14 protein-coding genes are annotated in these 18,759 nt (G+C 73.5%); 3 read left to right on the forward strand and 11 right to left on the reverse strand.

Annotated features, from left to right (window positions below; all coding sequences use genetic code 11):
* The first annotated feature begins 809 nt into the window (after window positions 1-809).
* A complete protein-coding gene (gene trpS / locus IE265_RS17035; protein ID WP_190036442.1) occupies window positions 810-1,808 on the forward strand; it encodes a tryptophan--tRNA ligase in 999 nt (332 codons plus the stop codon).
* A gap of 41 nt (window positions 1,809-1,849) precedes the next feature.
* On the opposite strand, the gene proC is transcribed toward trpS, so the two are convergent.
* The 6 genes from proC to IE265_RS17065 form a co-directional block, all read right to left on the reverse strand.
* The gene (proC, locus tag IE265_RS17040) at window positions 1,850-2,659 is read right to left on the reverse strand and encodes a pyrroline-5-carboxylate reductase (RefSeq protein ID WP_190036443.1); all 810 of its coding nucleotides are present in this window, start codon (window positions 2,657-2,659) and stop codon (window positions 1,850-1,852) included.
* A gap of 194 nt (window positions 2,660-2,853) precedes the next feature.
* Entirely contained in the window at window positions 2,854-3,651 is a 798-nt protein-coding gene (locus IE265_RS17045; RefSeq protein WP_190036444.1) for an ABC transporter permease, read from the reverse strand.
* Entirely contained in the window at window positions 3,648-4,466 is an 819-nt protein-coding gene (locus IE265_RS17050) for an ABC transporter ATP-binding protein (RefSeq protein ID WP_190036445.1), read from the reverse strand. The genes IE265_RS17045 and IE265_RS17050 overlap by 4 nt, the downstream gene beginning before the upstream one ends.
* 568 nt (window positions 4,467-5,034) lie before the next feature.
* The gene (locus IE265_RS17055) at window positions 5,035-5,820 is read right to left on the reverse strand and encodes a class I SAM-dependent methyltransferase (protein ID WP_190036446.1); all 786 of its coding nucleotides are present in this window, start codon (window positions 5,818-5,820) and stop codon (window positions 5,035-5,037) included.
* 136 nt (window positions 5,821-5,956) lie between these two features.
* The gene (locus IE265_RS17060; protein ID WP_190036447.1) at window positions 5,957-6,439 is read right to left on the reverse strand and encodes an EamA/RhaT family transporter; all 483 of its coding nucleotides are present in this window, start codon (window positions 6,437-6,439) and stop codon (window positions 5,957-5,959) included.
* Between the two features lie 160 nt (window positions 6,440-6,599).
* Window positions 6,600-6,941: a peptidase gene (locus IE265_RS17065; protein ID WP_190036448.1), complete on the reverse strand. Its 342-nt coding sequence runs from the start codon at window positions 6,939-6,941 to the stop codon at window positions 6,600-6,602.
* A 145-nt stretch (window positions 6,942-7,086) separates the two neighbouring features.
* Between IE265_RS17065 and IE265_RS17070 the strand changes: the two genes are divergently transcribed.
* Window positions 7,087-9,252 (forward strand): serine/threonine-protein kinase, encoded by a 2,166-nt coding sequence (locus IE265_RS17070; protein WP_190036449.1) that lies wholly within the window; start codon window positions 7,087-7,089, stop codon window positions 9,250-9,252.
* 422 nt (window positions 9,253-9,674) lie between these two features.
* On the opposite strand, the gene ilvD is transcribed toward IE265_RS17070, so the two are convergent.
* From ilvD to IE265_RS17090, 4 genes are all read right to left on the reverse strand, one after another.
* The gene (gene ilvD / locus IE265_RS17075; RefSeq protein ID WP_190036450.1) at window positions 9,675-11,528 is read right to left on the reverse strand and encodes a dihydroxy-acid dehydratase; all 1,854 of its coding nucleotides are present in this window, start codon (window positions 11,526-11,528) and stop codon (window positions 9,675-9,677) included.
* A 236-nt stretch (window positions 11,529-11,764) separates the two neighbouring features.
* Window positions 11,765-12,379, reverse strand: a complete 615-nt coding sequence (locus tag IE265_RS17080; RefSeq protein WP_190036451.1) for a TetR/AcrR family transcriptional regulator — start codon at window positions 12,377-12,379, stop codon at window positions 11,765-11,767.
* The gene (locus IE265_RS17085; protein WP_190036452.1) at window positions 12,376-13,200 is read right to left on the reverse strand and encodes a sugar phosphate isomerase/epimerase family protein; all 825 of its coding nucleotides are present in this window, start codon (window positions 13,198-13,200) and stop codon (window positions 12,376-12,378) included. Before IE265_RS17085 ends, IE265_RS17080 begins: the two co-directional genes overlap by 4 nt.
* Before the next feature lie 691 nt (window positions 13,201-13,891).
* Window positions 13,892-14,824, reverse strand: coding sequence for a Ppx/GppA family phosphatase (locus IE265_RS17090; RefSeq protein ID WP_190036453.1), 933 nt, complete (start codon window positions 14,822-14,824; stop codon window positions 13,892-13,894).
* 71 nt (window positions 14,825-14,895) lie between these two features.
* Here IE265_RS17090 and IE265_RS17095 point away from each other — a divergent pair, with 71 nt between their 5' ends.
* Window positions 14,896-15,747 (forward strand): DUF3109 family protein, encoded by an 852-nt coding sequence (locus tag IE265_RS17095; protein WP_190036454.1) that lies wholly within the window; start codon window positions 14,896-14,898, stop codon window positions 15,745-15,747.
* Window positions 15,748-16,554: 807 nt separating this feature from the next.
* On the opposite strand, the gene IE265_RS17100 is transcribed toward IE265_RS17095, so the two are convergent.
* Window positions 16,555-18,546 (reverse strand): BACON domain-containing protein, encoded by a 1,992-nt coding sequence (locus tag IE265_RS17100; protein ID WP_229916240.1) that lies wholly within the window; start codon window positions 18,544-18,546, stop codon window positions 16,555-16,557.
* Window positions 18,547-18,759 lie beyond the last annotated feature (213 nt).

Raw genomic sequence — 18,759 nt, forward strand, 5'->3', positions numbered from 1 at the left:
GGAACAACCGGCCGGAATAGGGCCGATCGTTCACAGCGTCCTCGCTGATGCGCCTGCCGGACAGTGCCCGGCAGGACTTTTTCAAAGGAACCTCCACCCACCACGATGTGGTGGACGGGGTATCAACATATCTGGCGTTGATTTTTGGCACGCTGTTGAGTTCTCAAGGAACGGACGCTTCCTTTGTACTCACCCTCTCGGGCTTTCCTCCGGGCGCTTCCCTTCGGTCTTGCGTTTCCGACTCTATCAGACCGTTTCCGGCTCCGATTTCCTCGGTGCTTTCCAGGTTTCCGCTTTCGCGTTTCCCTTTCCGGCGGTTCCGACTCTACCAGATCCTTTCGGGCCTGATTCCCAGTCAGTGGGGGTTGCCTTCACGGCTGTTGGGCCGTTCCGACGAGTGAGACTTTAGCGGAATCCTCGCCCCCGAGCTAATCGGGGTCGCGCCCTTTCGAACGCGGATTCCTCATTTCGCAAACGCGCATGAAAACCGACCGACGACGGATCGTCGATCAGTGTCTGCTTGTTGCGGAATGGCTGTCCGGGGACCAACCGAAGTCGGCGCTCACGTCGGACAACTCGGAGAACACTACGTATCGGCGTGGGACGTGTCAACCTCCGGCCGGGAGCCACCCGGGAGGCGTACGCTCGGTGCCATGACTACGCACGCGTGCACCCAGCTGTGGTGGGCCGCCTGACGGCGGCCGTACATACGCGTGTACACGACGGCCGCCGCCTCGGCGGCCGTTCTCGTATCTCCCTCCTGGAGACCCGGCCGGCCTCGGTGGCGGCCCCGACCAGGAGGTAGAGGGATGAAGAGGGTCTTCAGCGGGGTCAAGCCGACCGGGCATCTGACACTGGGGAACTACCTGGGTGCCATGCGGCGGTGGAGCACGGTCGACCAGCACCGGGCCGACTCGCTGTTCTGCGTCGTCGACCTGCACGCGCTCACCGTGGAGCACGATCCCGGGCGGGTGCGCAGACTCAGTCACCAGGCGGCCACGCTGCTGCTGGCCGCCGGACTCGATCCACAGGTGTGCACCGTCTTCGTCCAGAGCCATGTGGACGAGCACGCGCGGCTGTCGTACCTGCTGGAGTGCGTGGCCACCGACGGCGAGATGCGGCGGATGATCCAGTACAAGGAGAAGGCCTCGGCGGAACGGGACCGGGGCGGGTCGGTGCGGCTGTCCCTGCTGACCTATCCCGTACTGATGGCGGCCGACATCCTGGCGTACGGGACCGACGAGGTGCCGGTGGGGGACGACCAGGCGCAGCACGTGGAGCTGACCCGGGACCTGGCGGTGCGGTTCAACCAGCGGTACGGGCACACCTTCGTGGTGCCCCGCGCCACGCATCCGGAGGTGGCGGCCCGGGTCATGAACCTCCAGGAGCCGACGTCGAAGATGGGGAAGTCCGACGACGTGGGGCCCGGGATCGTCTATCTGCTCGACGAACCCGCTGTGGTCCGGAAGAAGATCATGCGCGCGGTGACGGACAGCGGGCAGGACGTGGAGTACGACCGTGAGGCGCGGCCGGGCGTCTCGAACCTGCTGGAGATCCTCGCCGCCTGTGAGGGTGGGAACCCCGAGGCCCTGGCCGGTGTATACGAGTCGTACGGATCTTTGAAGAAGGACACCGCCGAGGCCGTGGTGGAGCTCCTCCGACCCGTACAGCAGAGGCACAAGGAGTTGTGCGCGGATCCTGCGTACGTGGAAGGGGTGTTGCGGGACGGAGCGGCGAGGGCAAGGGAGATGGCGAGGCCGACCGTGGACGGGGCGTACCGGGCGATCGGGCTGCTGCCGCCCGCGTGAGGGGCGGGCGTTCCGGCGCCACACCGTGGCGCCGGCCGGCGTCAGCTGTTGCCCGAGGCGAGTTCGCGGCTGCGGTCGCGGGCCGCTTCCAGGGCTGCGATGAGGGCAGCCCGTACGCCGTGGTTCTCGAGTTCGCGGATGGCGTTGATCGTGGTGCCCGCGGGGGAGGTGACGTTCTCCCGGAGCTTCACGGGGTGCTCGCCGCTGTCGCGGAGCATCACGGCGGCGCCGATCGCGGACTGGACGATGAGTTCGTGGGCCTTGTCGCGGGGCAGCCCGAGCAGGATGCCAGCGTCCGTCATGGCCTCGACCAGATAGAAGAAGTACGCCGGACCCGAGCCGGAGAGGGCGGTGCAGGCGTCCTGCTGGGACTCGGGGACGCGGAGCGTCTTGCCGACCGCGCCGAAGATCTCCTCGGCGTGGGCCAGGTGCTCGGCGGTGGCATGGCTGCCGGCGGAGATGACGGACATGGCCTCGTCGACGAGGGCCGGCGTGTTCGTCATGACGCGGACGACGGGGGTCCGCCGGGCCAGGCGCTCCTCGAAGAAGGAGGTGGGGATGCCCGCCGCGCCGCTGATGACCAGGCGGTCGGCGGGGATGTGCGGAGCCAGTTCGTCGAGGAGGGTGCCCATGTCCTGGGGCTTCACCGTGAGGATCAGGGTGTCGGCGCTCTTGGCCGCCTCGGCGTTGCCGACGGGTGTCACGCCGTGGCGCTCGTGCAGTTCCCTGGCGCGTTCGGGGCGGCGGGCCGTGACCAGCAGATCGGCGGGGGCCCAGCCGGCTCGGATCATTCCGCTGAGCAGGGCTTCGCCGATCTTGCCGGTGCCGAGCACTGCGACTTTCTGGGTCATGTTCGGTTGCCCTCCGGGGGTGCGTCGTCCAGGAGCCATCCTCGCACCGGGGGCACGACGACGGGCCGCGTTGTCCGGTGGGCGGGACGGGATGGTGGACCGGGCCGTCCGGGTCGGGCTGTCCGGTCGGGCTGTCCGGTCGGGCTGTCCGGTCGGGCTGTCCGGACGGGGCCGCCGTCCGGAGCGGGCGTCCGTCAGGTGGTGCGGCGGCGGAGGGTCGCCGCGCCGAGGGTGAGGACGAGCAGGGCGCAGGCCGCGACGATCAGCGCGTCACGGATGAACTGGGCCGTGACGTCGGTGTGCACGAGCACTTCGTTCATGCCGTCGACCGCGTACGACATCGGGAGGACGTTGGAGATGCCTTCGAGGACGGGGTGCATGTTCGGGCGCGGGGTGAACAGGCCGCACAGCAGGAGCTGGGGAAAGATCACGGCCGGCATGAACTGGACGGCCTGGAACTCCGAGGAGGCGAAGGCCGAGACGAACAGTCCCAGAGCGGTGCCCAGCAGGGCGTCGAGCAGCGCCACGAGCAGCAGGAGCCACGCCGAGCCCGTGACGTCGAGGCCGAGGAACCAGACGGCGAGACCCGTGGCGAGGACCGACTGGACGATCGCGAGCGCGCCGAAGGCGAGGGCGTAGCCGGCGATCAGGTCCCCCTTGCCGAGAGGCATGGCGAGGAGGCGTTCCAGGGTGCCCGAGGTGCGTTCGCGCAGGGTCGCGATCGAGGTCACCAGGAACATCGTGATCAACGGGAAGATGCCGAGCAGCGAGGCGCCGATGGAGTCGAAGGTGCGCGGGCTGCCGTCGAAGACGTAGCGGAGCAGCAGGAGCATCACGCACGGGATCAGGATCATCAGCGCGATGGTGCGCGGGTCGTGGCGGAGCTGGCGCAGGACCCGGCTCGCGGTGGCCGTGGTCCGGGCGGGGCTGAGCGCCCTCGGCCTCGGGGGCGCGACCGGGCTCGTACGCGCGGTGGTGGCGGTGGTGCTCATCGGACGGACTCCTTGCGTGACTGGTCCCCGGCCGCGATCGCCTCGTCGACCAGGTGGAGGAAGGCGGCTTCGACGGTCTCCGAGGCGGTCTGCTCGCGCAGGGCGTCCGGGGTGTCGTCGGCGAGGATCTCGCCCTCGCGCATCAGGAGCAGGCGGTGGCAGCGCTCGGCCTCGTCCATCACGTGGGAGGAGACGAGGAGCGTGGCGCCGCGTTCGGCGGCGATGGTGTGGAAGAGGTTCCACAGGTCGCGGCGGAGTACGGGGTCGAGCCCGACCGTTGGTTCGTCGAGGACGAGCAGTTCGGGGGTGCCGAGGAGGGCCACGGCGAGCGAGACGCGGCTGCGCTGGCCGCCGGAGAGGTTGCCGGCGAGGGCGTCGGCGCGGGAGCCGAGGTCGACGTCGGCGATCGCGCGGGTGACCGCTTCGCGGCGGCGGTCCGCGGCGGAGCGGCCGGGGTCGAGGATCGCCGCGAAGTAGTCCAGGTTCTGGCGGACGCTGAGGTCGTCGTAGACGGAGGGCGCCTGGGTGACGTAGCCGATGCGGGAGCGGAGGGTGGCGTGTCCCGCGGGGAGTCCGAGGACGTCGAGGGTGCCGGTGACCTTCGCCTGGGTGCCGACGATCGACCGCATAAGGGTCGACTTGCCGCACCCCGACGGGCCGAGCAGGCCGGTGATCCGGCCGCGGGGGACGTCGAAGCCGAGTCCTCGCAGGACGGGGCGGGTGCCGCGGACGACGGTGAGTCCGTCGGCGTGCACGGCCGGTGCGTCAGGGGTCCGCTGCGGGGTTTCGGACGGACCCGGAGAGTAATTCATCATGTGATGAATAATGCTCCTGTGAGGTGGGGTCGTCAAGCCTGTTCGCGTTGCCACGACGGTCGTGATTACGGCGGGATGGGCAGCGGGTGGCGGGCAGCGGTGGGCGCCGCGGCGGGATGCGGCGGGCGCTGCGCGGGATGCCGTGGAGTGCGGTGGGGCGAGCGTTCCGGAGTGCCGGGCGCCGGATTGCCGGGCGTCGTGATGCCCGGCCTCGGGCGTCACCCCTCGGGCCTCTCATCTCACCCCTCGCGGCTCGGGCGTACGGGACTCACCGGGGGCGGGATGTACGGGCGCACTCGGGCCCGTGACTTGCGGGCGCGCTCTCCGGCCCCTGACTTGCGGGCGCGCTCGGGCGTACGGCCGGGGCGGGGCCGTGGTGGCAGCGGGGCGGGGCGGGCGCGGCGAGGGGCAGCCGCGCATGCGGGCGCCCGGACCGGACGGAGGGCGGGGGCGGGGGCGGGGCGCCGACACCGGGCGGCCGGACGGCGGCGCGGTGTGTCCTTCGCAGGGGGCGAGGGGGCCTCGGAGCCCCGGGCCCCGGGGGACGCGCGAGGTCCCGGGGCCGGGGTCAGGGGCGGAGCAGCACGAGGAGGTCGGCGTCGTAGGTCTCCTCGACCATCCCGTCGGGGAACACCTCCAGCAGGTGTCCGCGCTCCTCGGACAGGAAGGACGCCGTGCCCTCCTCCCCGTGGACGAGGAAGATCGAGTGGCTGCCGATGTTCGCGAGGTGGGTGTCCAGGGAGACGGTGCGGCTCCAGCGGACACTGCGCGCCACGACCTCCGGGACGACGCCCGCGTCGGTGAGGGCGACGGCCGCGCGCTGCGTGGCGCCGCCCTTCCTGCCGACGGCGTCGCCGCCGAAGTACCGGGCGACGCGGGCTTCCTGCCGGGCGATCCAGGGGATGTCGAGGGCGTCCATGTTCCACCAGAGGGCGAGCGCTCCGCCCGGGCGCAGGACCCGCATCGCCTCCGGGACCGCGCGGGCGGGGTCGGTCCAGTGCCAGGCCTGTGCGTACGTCACGAAGTCGGCGGTGGAGTCGGCGAACGGCAGGGCGTTGCCGTCGCCGCGCACGAGCGGGGTGTGCGGCAGCGCGGTGCGGAACTGCCGCGCCATGCCGTCGCCGGGCTCGACCGCCACGACGTGGGCGCCCCGGTCGCGCAGGAGGGCGGTGGCCATTCCGGTGCCGGCTCCCACGTCGATCGCCCGGGCTCCGACGAGCGGGCGGCCCGCCGTCTCCTCCAGCGCGTCGAGGAGTGCCGGCGGATAGGAGGGGCGGTTGGCGGCGTACTGGGCCGCCGCCGCGTTGAAGGAGTGTGCCCGGACCTGGTGACGCGTGCGGGAGGAGGCGGTCATACGGCCATGGTGGCCGGGGCGGGGCGGGGAGCGACAGGGGGCACCGGGGATCGGGCCCGGTGCCCGGGTGTCGAGAGGTGCCCGGCCGGTGGATCGGCCGGAAGGGCCCGGCGCCGTCGCCGGACTGGAGGACGGCTCAGCGGGAGCGCTTGCGGGACGGGTTGCCCGTACGGCGTGAGGTGCGGCGCGTGTACTGCTCGCGGGCCGTCTCGAACTCCTGGCGGCGCAGCTTCTCGCCGGGGGCCTCGGTGAGGGAGCGGAAGAAGTACGCGAGGAGGGCGCCGATGAAGCCGATCGTCAGCAGGCCCCGCAGGGAGGCCTGGGTCTCGGGGTCGGGGCGGCTGCCGAAGCCCTCCCAGGTGCGGCGGAAGGCGATCGCGCTGCACACCGCGAACATCACGACGACGAGCAGGCTGACGAAGCCGCCCACGGCCGCGATCTCCAGGCCCTCGTAGCCGAAGCGCAGGACCAGGCAGCTCGCGGCGGCGGCCGCGAGCGAGCCCACGGCGACGCCCACGCGGCGGGCCGCGTAGCCGTTGTCGTGGTTCACCCAGGTCGTCCCGAAGAAGCGGATCGGTTCGGGGCGGGGGCCTGCGGGGGTACCGGTCTCTTCGCTCACGGCTCGATTATCACCCCGGACGGCGCGGGCACGAAGAGTCGCGGGCCCGCCGGCCGTCCGGCCCACCGTCGGCGGGCCCGCCGACCGGCGGCCTGCCGAGTCGTCCGCCACCGGGCGGTGGCGGACGGTGGCGGACGGACGGGTCCGAGCGGGTCGGGGGTCAGGTGCAGCGGGCCGCCACATAGCCGTCACTGCCCGTGTTCACGTACGCGTCCGAGACGTACTGCCCGTTGGCGATGTTGTCCCAGAGGTTGGTCGTGCCGTAGGTGCCGGTCACCCACTCGCCGGGCTTCTGGCAGTTGATCGGCACGCGGGAGCCGAGCGGCAGCACCTTGACCAGCGCGTACTGCGTGCCGGGTCCGCTGCGGACCTTCAGCCGGACCCCCGGGGCCACCGGGTAGCGGACAGCGAGGGCCTCCGCGCTCCCGGCCTCCGCCGCCTCCCCGGCCGCCTCGTGCTCCGCGACGTCCTCGACCGTGTTCGTTCCGTCCCCAACAGCCATTCGGATCTCCCCCGTTGAAGTCTTCATGTCCTGTGCGCGTCTTTCCCACGCGACTCGCGAAGGCTAGCAAGCACGTCCGACATCGCACGCACCATCGACTAGGCTCCGTGCGTCGCGCTCGCGGACACAGACACGGGGGTGGGCCATGGCCCCGATGCGCAGTTTCGGTCCCGGCAAGGAAGCGGAACACCCGGAGTACGCCGGGCAGTACCGCCTTGAGTCATGCCTGGGCGCGGGCGGCATGGGCGTGGTGCACCTCGCCACCTCCGCCTCCGGACTCCGCCTCGCGATCAAGGTGGTGCACGCCGAGTACGCGGCCGACCCGGAGTTCAGGGCACGCTTCCGCCAGGAGGTGAGCGCCGCCCGCCGAGTGAGCGGGGCGTTCACCGCGCCCGTCGTGGACGCGGACCCGGACGCCGAACTGCCCTGGATGGCAACGCTGTTCATACCCGGGCCCACACTCGCCGAGCAGGTGAAGCGGAACGGCGCGATGCGGGCGGCCGAGATACGCAGGCTCGGGGCGGGACTGGCCGAGGCCCTGCGCGACATCCACCGCGTCGGCGTGGTCCACCGGGACCTCAAGCCGAGCAATGTGCTGCTCGCACCGGACGGGCCCAAGGTCATCGACTTCGGCATATCCCGTCCGACGGACAGCGATCTGCGCACGGAGACGGGCAAGTTGATCGGTTCGCCGCCGTTCATGGCACCCGAGCAGTTCCAGCGTCCGCGGGAGGTCGGACCGGCTGCCGACGTGTTCGCCATGGGCGCCGTGCTCGCCCACGCCGCCACGGGACGCGGCCCGTTCGACTCCAACAGCCCCTACATCGTCGCGTACCAGGTGGTGCACAACGAACCCGACCTGGCGGGTGTGCCCGACGACCTGGTGCCGCTGATCCTGCGCTGCCTCGCGAAGGATCCCGACGAACGTCCCCTGCCCGCCGAGGTGATGGACGCCCTCCGGCAGCCCTCGACCGACTCGGCTCCCCGCATCCCCGCCCAGCGCGGGTCCTCCGACCGGACGCACGTCGCCGAGAGACCGGTGCCGGCGCCGGACAGTGGCGGACAGTCCCGTCGCCGGCTCCGCCGCGTCGCGACCGTCGGCGCCGCGCTGGTCGTGGCGGCCGGAGGCGGCCTGTGGGCATGGGAGTTGGCCTCCTCCGCCGTACCGTCGGCCGCCCCCCGCACCGCTCCCGGCACCGGAGGCGAAACGGGTACCGGAACCGACGGGCCCCGGCCCCTGCGGCCCTGGACCACGACCTTCGGCGGCGGCCGCGTCTCGGACGCGCTCCCGGCCTGCACGTCGGGCAAGGGCGCCCTCTACTGCTCGGCGCCCGGCATCTCGGCCGCGCGGCTCGCCCCCTCCGACGGCCGTGTCGTCTGGACGCACAAGGCCCGGGCGGGCGCCGGCAGGCCCGCCGGGGACGGGGCCGCGGACGCGAACCCGGCGCCCGAGCTGTCCGGCGGTCTGCTGCACACCGAGTCCGGCGGCAGGCTCAGCGCCCTCGATCCCGCGACGGGGAAGCGGCGTTGGGACGTCGACGTGTCGAAGTACGGGGCCGTCGTGCACAGCGGGGACACCACCCTGCTCGCCGAGGAGCAGGGCACGGTACGGGCGCTGGACAGCGCGACGGGCGACGAACTCTGGAGCGAGCGCGTCGGGCGTCTGGGCACGCAGTGGACCGGCGGCTCGGGCCGGACCGGCGTGTTCTACGCGGCGACGCCCTCGGCCGACGGGTCCGCCACCCGTGTGAGCGCGGTGTCGGCGGAGAAGGGGTCCGTGCTGTGGACGCGTACCGCGACCGGCACCCTGAGCCCCTTCGCCGCACCCGACGGGGCCGTGTACCTCACGTCGACGAACACGGACCAGCTCGTCGACGCGATCGTCCGGATCGACGGCGGGGACCGGAAGGTCCACCGGATTCCCCTGGCGACACCGCTCGACCGGGCCTCGGCCGCGGAGAGCGGGGGGATCACCTATCTGAGCGACGTCGCCGGTTCGCTCGTGGCCGTGGACACCCGCCGGGCCGGGAAGGGCGTACAGCTCTGGCGTCTGGAGACCTCGGTCAGCCGACCGTCGCAGCCGCTCGTGTCCGGCGGCCGGGTGTACCTGGGCGCGCCCGACGGCCGCCTCCTCGCCGCGGACGCCCGCAGCGGCGAGGCACTGGGCCAGACCCGGCCGCGGCTGGGCGGCAACCCGGCGCGGGTCGTGGGCCTGCTGCCCGCGCCCGTCGCACTCGGCGACCGCGTCCACGCGAGCGCGCCCGACGGCAGCGTCTTCGCCGTGGACGCCCGCGACCCCGCCGACTGGTGACGGGCGGGTCCCGGACCCCGGGCCCGCGAACCCGGCCGTAGGCGCGACCGCACGCCGAAGCCCGGCGAGGGGCGCCCGAAGGCGGAGGCCCACGCACAGCGCTTGCGCGCAGGTCCACACACAACCCGTGCGCGAAGGCCCACACACAGCCCTTGCACGCTGGTCCACGCAGGACCCCGTACGCACGGTCCCGAGCTGCGCCCGTACGCGCGGGGGCGGAATCGCGGGGCGAGCCCGTGCCGACGAAGGGACTGGCGGCGCCCGCACGCGCGGGGGACGGAAGTCTGCGGCTGCTCCGGCCAAGCCGTGCCGACCGGGGCGCCCGTACGCGCGGGGGACGGGAACGGCGAACCCGCCCGGTGGTGAGGACCGGGCGGGTCCATGTCCCGTGTTCCGTCGCCGCGTCGGGCGGACGGGTGGGGTCAGCCGAGCTTCGAGACGTCCCGGACCGCGCCCTTGTCCGCGCTCGTCGCCATCGCGGCGTACGCGCGCAGCGCGGCCGAGACCTTGCGCTCGCGGCCGACGGGCGCGTACACACCGCCGAGGGCCTCGCGCCGGGTCGCCAACTCCTCGTCGGAGACCAGGAGTTCGATGCTCCGGTTCGGGATGTCGATACGGATGCGGTCGCCGTCGCGGACGAGCGCGATGGTCCCGCCCGAGGCCGCCTCCGGGGACGCGTGGCCGATGGACAGCCCGGACGTGCCGCCGGAGAAGCGGCCGTCGGTGATCAGGGCGCAGGTCTTGCCCAGGCCCCGGCCCTTCAGGAAGGAGGTCGGGTAGAGCATCTCCTGCATGCCGGGGCCGCCCTTGGGGCCCTCGTAGCGGATGACGACGACGTCGCCGTGCGTGATCTCCTTCTTGAGGATCTTGTCGACGGCCTCGTCCTGCGACTCGCAGACGACCGCGGGTCCTTCGAAGGTCCAGATCGACTCGTCCACACCGGCCGTCTTCACGACGCATCCGTCGACCGCGAGGTTGCCCGTCAGGACCGCGAGTCCGCCGTCCTGCGAGTACGCGTGCTCCGCCGAGCGGATGCAGCCGCCCTCGGCGTCCACGTCGAGGGCCTCCCAGCGCTCGGACTGGGAGAACGCCTCGGCCGAGCGCACGCAGCCGGGCGCCGCGTGCCACAGCTCGACCGCCTCCGGGGAAGGCGATCCCGCGCGCACGTCCCAGGTCTTCAGCCAGTCGGACAGGGACGGGCTGTGCACCGAGTGGACGTCCTCGTTCAGGAGGCCCGCGCGGTGGAGTTCGCCGAGCAGGGCGGGGATGCCGCCGGCCCGGTGGACGTCCTCCATGTAGTACGTGCGGTCCTTCGCCACGTTCGGCGCGACCTTGGCGAGGCAGGGCACCCTGCGCGAGACCTCGTTGATCTCCTCCAGGCCGAACGGGACGCCGGCCTCCTGGGCCGCGGCCAGCAGGTGCAGGATCGTGTTGGTCGAGCCGCCCATGGCGATGTCCAGGGCCATGGCGTTCTGGAAGGCCGCGAACGTGGCGACGTTGCGGGGCAGGACCGTCTCGTCGTCCTGCTCGTAGTAGCGCCGGGTGACGTCCATGACCGTGCGCGCCGCGTCCTCGTACAGCCCCTTGCGGGCCGTGTGGGTGGCGAGCAGCGAGCCGTTGCCGGGGAGGGAGAGGCCGATGGCCTCCGTCAGGCAGTTCATCGAGTTGGCGGTGAACATGCCGGAACAGGAGCCGCAGGTCGGACAGGCGTTCTCCTCGATGCGGAGGATGTCCTCGTCCGAGATCTTGTCGTTCACCGCGTCGGAGATCGCGTCGACCAGGTCGAGCGTGCGGACCGTGCCGTCGACGAGCGTGGCGCGGCCGGACTCCATGGGTCCGCCGGAGACGAAGACCGTCGGGATGTTCAGGCGCAGCGCCGCCATCAGCATGCCGGGGGTGATCTTGTCGCAGTTCGAGATGCAGATCAGGGCGTCGGCGCAGTGGGCCTCGACCATGTACTCGACGCTGTCGGCGATCAGGTCGCGGGACGGCAGGGAGTAGAGCATCCCGCCGTGGCCCATGGCGATGCCGTCGTCCACCGCGATCGTGTTGAACTCGCGCGGGATGCCGCCGGCGGCCGTGATGGCCTCGCTCACGATCCGGCCGACCGGCTGGAGGTGGGTGTGTCCGGGCACGAACTCCGTGAAGGAGTTGGCGACGGCGATGATCGGCTTGCGGCCGATGTCCGCGCCCGGTACACCGGAGGCGCGCATAAGGGCGCGTGCGCCCGCCATGTTGCGGCCGTGGGTGACTGTGCGGGACCTCAGCTCGGGCATCGTCGCTCGCTCCTTCGGAGAGTACTGACTTCTGTCGAGCGTACGCCGCCCCTCCAGGATCCGGACAGACCGTCCGGAATGCGGGACGGATGTCTCGGTGAGCGGCCGTCCGCCCCGCCGCCGCGCTTCGGCCGCCGAGGGCGTCGGGCCCTCGGGAGGGAGCCGCGTCGAGCCCCGGGAGGGAGGTGCGTCGAGCCCCGGGAGGGAGGAGCGTCGGGCCCCGGGGCAGGGCCCCGTCAAGGACCCGTCAGATGCTCCTGGACCACCGGAGCGACCCGTGCGACGAGCAGTTCCGCGTCCTCCGAGGCCAGCGGCTCCACCTTGATCACGTAGCGCAGCATGGCGACCCCGACGAGCTGGGCGGCCGCGAGTTCGGCGCGCAGCTCGGCGTCCGGGCGGTCGAGCTGTCCGGCGACGCGGCTCAGCACCTGTGTGAAGACGAGCCGCCGGAAGACCGTGGCGGCCGTCTCGTTGGTCACGGCCGAGCGGAGGATCGCGAGCAGCGCCCTGCGGGTCCCCGGGGCCTCCCAGACGCCGAAGAAGAAGCGGGCCAGACGCTCGCCGACCCCGTCCATCGGGCCGTCGGTGATCGAGCCGGGCGCCTCCAGGACGGGCGCGAAGGCACCTTGGACGGCCGCCTCGAAGACCTGCTCCTTGGTGCCGAAGTAGTGGTGCACGAGAGCGGGGTCGACGTCCGCGGACTTCGCGATGCCGCGCATGGAGGTCTTCTCGTAGCCGCGCTCGGAGAACTCCTCGCCGGCCGCCGCGAGAATGCGGTCGCGGGCGGCCGGACCGGCTGCGGAGTCCGTACGGGAGGGGCGTCCCCTGCGGCGGGGCGCGGCGGCGGTCATGACCGGGGGACCCGGAGCGCCGAGGCCAGGTGGAGCCGGGTGAAGGCGAGCGCCTCCGCGAGGTCGGCCTCGCGTTCGGCGCTCGACATCGCGCGGCGGGTGTTGACCTCGATCACGACATGGCCGTCGAAGCCGGACCGCGCGAGCCGTTCGAGGAGTTCGGCGCAGGGCTGGGTGCCGCGGCCGGGGACGAGGTGCTCGTCCTTGCTGGAACCGTTGCCGTCGGCGAGGTGGACGTGGCCGAGGCGGTCACCCATGCGGTCGATCATCGCCGTCGCGTCCGTACGGGCCGTCGCGGTGTGGCTGAGGTCGATCGTGAAGTGCCGGTAGTCGTCCTTCGTGACGTCCCACTCGGGGGCGTACGCCAGCATCTCCCGGTCCCGGTAGCGCCAGGGGTACATGTTCTCGACGGCGAATCGCACGTCCGTCTCCTCGGCCATCCGCCAGATCCCGGTGACGAAGTCCCGGGCGTACTGGCGCTGCCACCGGAAGGGGGGATGGACGACCACGGTGCTCGCGCCGAGCTTCTCGGCCGCCGCGCGGGCCCGCTGGAGCTTCACCCACGGGTCGGTGGACCAGACGCGCTGCGTGATCAGCAGACACGGGGCGTGGATCGCGAGGATCGGGACCCGGTGGTAGTCGCTGAGCCGGCGGAGTGCCTCTATGTCCTGGCTCACCGGGTCGGTCCAGACCATGACTTCCACGCCGTCGTAGCCGAGGCGCGCGGCGATCTCGAAGGCCGTCGCCGTCGACTCCGGGTACACGGAGGCCGTGGACAGTGCGACCTTCGCATCCGGGATGCGCACCACTGGTTCTGCCACGGGGACAGGTTACGGGGTGCCTCTGCCTGTTGTGTCGGGGTGGTGGCCTTTGGCCGGGGGGCGCCCTCCGGCCGCCGTGCCCCTCGACCGGGGGTACGGGGTGGCCTCCGGCCGGGTCGCGGAGGCGGGGGCTCGGGCGCCGGGAGGGGCCCGACGGGGTCACCGCGGCGGGGAGCGACGGGGGCCGGGAGTCGTCCCGGCGGGGTCACTGTGGCCGGGAGCGACGGGCGCCGGGAGGCGTCCCGCCGGGGTCACTGTGGCCGGGGTCACTGTGGCCGGGAGTCACGGGGGCCGGGAGTCACGGGGGCCGGAGGCGTCCGGCGGGTGCAGGGGGTGCGCGGGTTACGGGCGGGGCAGGCCTGGTGGCGGGTCGCACGCCGTCCGGCGATAGCCGGAGTACGGCCCCCGGCCCGTGACTCCGTACTCCCGTGCCCCCGGCGCGGGCGGCACGGGAAAGCCCCGTACCCGGGCGGACGGGACCTCGCCGGTGGCGGGCGCCCCCGGACCCCGGGCACGGCGGCCCGTACCGATCGGCCGGCGCGCCCCGGACCGTACCGACAGCCCGTACCGGCGGGCCCGCACGCGGCGGACCGTACCGGCGGCCCGAGCTCCGTGGCCCGCACCGACAACCCGAACCGGCGGGGTCCGGGCCCGCGCGGAGGTGCGGGACCCACCGGCGCGGGGCTGGCCCCTACGCCGGTGCCATCTGGTCCAGGCGGCGCAGGATGACGCCCTCCCGCAGGGCCCACGGGCAGATCTCCAGGGTCTCGACGCCGAAGAGGTCCATCGCGCCCTCGGCGACGATCGCACCCGCGAGGAGTTGCCCGGCACGGCCTTCGGACACCCCGGGGAGTTCCGCGCGTTCGGCCGCGGTCATCGAGCCGAGGCGGGGCACCCAGTCCTCCAGGGAGCGGCGCTTGAGCTCGCGCTGCACATAGAGGCCCTCCGTGGAACGGGCGGCGCCGGCCAGCCGGGCGAGCTGCTTGAACGTCTTGGACGTGGCGACCACATGGTCGGGCGGGCCGAACCGGCTGAACTCCCCGACCGTACGGGCGATCTGCGCCCGCACATGGCGGCGCAGCGCCCTGATGTCCCCCGGGTCCGCCGGGTCGGCGGCCAGCCAGCCGGCGGTCAGCCGTCCCGCGCCCAGCGGCAGGGAGGCCGCCGCGTCCGGCTCCTCGTCGATGCCGTACGCGATCTCCAGGGAACCGCCGCCGATGTCGAGGACGAGGAGCTTCCCGGCCGACCAGCCGAACCAGCGGCGGGCTGCCAGGAACGTGAGCCGCGCCTCCTCGGCCCCGGTCAGCACCTGGAGCTCGACACCCGTCTCGGCCCGCACCCGGGCCAGCACGTCGTCGGCGTTGCCGGCCTCACGCACCGCGGAGGTCGCGAACGGCAGCAGCTCCTCCACGCCCTTGTCCTCGGCTGCCTCCAGGGCGTCCTGGACGACTGCGATCAGCCTGTCGACCCCTTCGGTGTCGATCGCGCCGCTCTCGTCGAGGAGTTGGGCGAGCCGCAGCTCCGCCTTGTGCGAATGCGCGGGCAGCGGGCGCGCGCCGGGATGTGCATCCACCACCAGCAGATGCACCGTGTTCGAACCCACGTCCAGGACACCGAGTCTCATGTACGGCACGCTACTGCGCGCGGGCCGCCCGGCCGGTCCCGGAGTGGTCTCGGGCGACTTACCCTGGACCCGTGCCAAAGACGAAAAAGGCGAAGAGCGACAAATCCGCCACGGGTTCCGTACAGGGTTCTTCGCAGGCGAAGGCCTCCCGGTCCAAGAAGTCCCCGGAGCGGGGGGACGAGAAGGGGCTGGACTTCGCGCGTGCCTGGGTGGAGTTCCCTGACCCGTCCGACGACGAGCAGGTCTTCCGCTGCGATCTGACATGGCTGACCTCTCGCTGGAACTGCATCTTCGGAAGCGGCTGCCAGGGGATCCAGGCGGGCCGGGCGGACGACGGGTGCTGCACGCTCGGCGCCCACTTCTCGGACGAGGACGACGAGAAGCGCGTGGCGGGCCATGTGGCCAGACTCACGCCCGAGATCTGGCAGCACCACGACGTGGGCACGGAGACCGGCTGGGTCTCCGAGGACGAGGACGGCGACCGCCAGACGCGTCCGTACGAGGGTTCGTGCATCTTCCAGAACCGCCCCGGCTTCGCGGGCGGCGCGGGCTGCTCGCTGCACATCCTGGCGGTCAAGGAGGGGCGCGAGCCCCTGGAGACCAAGCCGGACGTCTGCTGGCAGCTGCCGGTCCGGCGCACGTACGAGTGGATCGACCGGCCCGACGACACCCGGGTGCTCCAGGTCTCGATCGGCGAGTACGACAGGCGCGGCTGGGGGCCGGGCGGGCACGACCTGCACTGGTGGTGCACCTCGGCGACCTCGGCGCACGGCGCCGGCGACCCGGTGTACGTGTCGTACCGGCCCGAGCTGGTCGAGCTGATGGGCAAGGCCGGGTACGACCGGCTGGCCGAGCTGTGCGAGGAGCGGCTGGCCTCGCAGCTCCCCCTGCTGGCACCGCACCCGGCGGACCCCGCGCGCTGACGGGCGCCCGGCGCTCGGGGCCGGTGGCGGGGCCGCCCCTGTGACGGCTCGGCCCTGCGACCGGCCGTCCGGCGGCGGGGGTTCTCCGGCCGAGGCACGGGGTCCGGAGCGAGGGACCCGGTTCGGGCGAGGGGCGGGGTCCGGGGCGGGGCGATCGGTCCCGCCGGGTGCGCGGCCGGGCGCGAGGGACCCGGTTCGGACGGCCCGGTTCGGACGGGCCGGTGCGGACGGCTCGGTGCGGACGGGCCGGTGCGGGCAGCCCGGTGCGGACGGGCCAGTGCGGACGGCCCGGTCCAGGGCGGTGTGCGGTCCAGGGACGCGTCCCGGTCTCCGGGCGGGCCGCGTCGCGGTCTTCGGCAGGGCTCCGGCCCTGGGACACCCCCGCCTCGTGGCCCGCCGGCGGCGAGTCCTCCGTACGCGGTCCCCGTGCGCCCCGCCCCGTCCGGGGTGCCCGTACGGGGCGGTCGGACGCCGGTATGGAGTGGTGGACGGCTGCCGCGAGGTGGACGACGGCTGCCGCGAGGTGGACGACGGCTGCCGCGGGGTGGACGACGGCTGCCGCGGGGTGGACGACGGCTGCCGCGGGGGCGCCGGGAACCGCCGCGGGACGGCCGGTGGCACCGGCGGGGCGGCCGTGGGATTCCGCGTGGGATGCCGGGGGTCGGCAGGCGGCAGGGCACGGCCGGTGCGGGCGGACTGGTGCGGTGGCGCGTGAGGTACGGGCCGAGAGCAGGCCGTGCCGGCCGGTGGTGCGTGAGGTGCCGACCGGGGGCGGACCGTGCGGGCCGGTGGTGGCAGGGGCGTTCTTCACGCCGGGTCCGCGGGCCGGTCCCCCGAGTCGCTCGGGGCTCCGCTGCCGGTGGGCGGCGTCGGGTCCCCGGAACTCCCGGAGTCAGTGGAGTCAGTGGAGTCAGTGGGGTCCGCGCGATCGGGTGGGGGCTCCGGTTCCGCCGGGGTCGGGTTCCCCTGGGTGGGGTCCGGATCGGGTGTCGGGGTGGCCGGGTCGCTCGGTGTGGGCTCCGGTTCGGAGGGCCCCGGGTCCGGGGTGCCCGAGTCGGACGGCGTGGGGTCCGACGGAGCCGGCGGATCGGGTCGGGGACCGGGATGCGTCGGACCCGCCGAGCCGTAGCCGTCGATCGTGACCACCGCGCCCGCGGGCGCGATCGCCACCCGCGCGCTCCAGGGCCCGATCGGCTCGCGCAGATGGTCCACGAACACCTTGACCGTCACGGACTCCCCCGGTTCGAGCGTTCCCGAGGAACGGCTCAGGTAGAGCCAGGACGCCCCGGTGCGCGCGGACCAGGCGACCGGTGAACTCCCCGACGCGGTGAGCGTGACGAGCGTCGTGTCGCCGCTGGAGTCCGCGGTGACGGCGAGGGCTCCCTTGCGTCCCCCCGAGGTGACGTCGACCACTTCCACGGACACGTCGGGCGAGTCTCCGCGCTCCGGGGAGCGGGGTCCGGGCCGTGTACTGGCGTTGCCGGCGTTCTCGTAGCCGGGGGCCTCGCCGCCGAGCGCGTCCGGGTCCTGCGTCTCGCTCGCGGTGACGGGACGGCCGTCGGTGCCCTCACCGATGAGGGGCGCGCCCCGGTAGGCGGCCCACAGGGCGAGCACCGGGGCCGCGACGACGGTGGCGACGACCGTCGTGGTGACGGCACGCGCGCGCAGCCGGTCACGACGGGCCGCACGGTCCTTCGGGTCCATCGGGAAACCCCGCCGGTCGAACCGCGGACCGCCGCCCCGCGCGCGGGACAGCCGTGCCATCGCCGTGTGCAGCGCGGGGCGCGGCGCCTCGAGGACGGGCAGCGCCGCGGGCGTGACGCTGGTGCCGGGCCAGGAGCCGGGGACCGCGCGCTCGGCGGTACGGCGGCAGCGCGGGCAGTCGTCGACGTGCCGGACCAGCTCGCGGCGCAGGGCCGTGCTGAGGACGAGGTGGTTGTCCCCGGTCAGCCGGGCGACACCGGGGCAGGCGCCGGTCCCGACGACGGCGAGGGCGGCCCGGGTGCGCTCGACCTCGCAGGCCGCCGTCGCGAGCAGTTCACGTGCCGCTGCCGGGTCCATGCCGAGCACTGCGGCCACCTCGTGGGCGTCGAGCTGGTGCCGCACGGCGAGTTCGAGCGCCTCGCGCTGCTCGGGGGTCGTACCGGCGGCCTCCGGCCAGGCCAGCAGGGCGAGTTCGCGGCGGCGCCGGTCCTCGTCCGCGGCTGTGGCTGCCGCTGTGGCTGCGGGTGCCGCTGCGGCTGCGGCTGCGGCTGCGGCTGCCGGGAGGTCGCCGGCGGACACCGCGGCGGGCACGCCCGCGTGGCGTTCGGGCGCCGGACCGGCGGGACGCCCGGCGATCGGGCCGGCCCCTCCGGTGGCCGGGGACGGACCGCCCTGATCGGCACCGGACGGCGCCCGGCCCCCGGTGTCGGTGCCGGACGGGCGCTCCCCGGCGTGCGCGCCCCCGGAGCGGCCCTGCGCGTGCGCGCCATGGCGCTTCTGCCTCGCCTCGGCCAGCTTGCGCAGACAGGCCCAGCGCGCGAGGGCGTACAGCCATGCCCGGCGGTCGCCGGACGACTCCGGGCCGCGCCGGCCGCGCCGCTCGGCGAGCGCGAGGACGTCCGCGAGGGCGGCGGTCGCGGTGTCGTGGTCGCACAGGACGGACAGACAGTAGGTGAACAGCCCGTCCAGGTAGGGCTCGTGGCGCGCGGACGGGCGCTGCGCCAGCGTGCGCGCCGCCGCCCGGTCGCGCGCCTCGCTGTGCGCCCGGTGTGCGCCGGTGGTGCGGGTCGAGGTCTCGGGACTGCGGCTCTTCACCCGTGCGACCGTAGGGGCCGGGCGGTGGCCCCTTCTTCCTGCTTGAGCACATTTAATCCGTACGGGTGAAACGATCCCTCAAAAGGGGACGGCAGGTCGGAGCCCTTCCGGCGCGTCCCCGGCGAACCCCGGTGCGGTCCGACCGATTTGCGGCCAGTGCCCCACTACGCGCACGGGGCGCGCGGCGGCCCGGCGACGGCCCGGCCCGGGCCC

The organism is Streptomyces fructofermentans (genome assembly GCF_014651055.1).
In the GTDB taxonomy this organism is placed as follows: domain Bacteria; phylum Actinomycetota; class Actinomycetes; order Streptomycetales; family Streptomycetaceae; genus Streptomyces; species Streptomyces fructofermentans.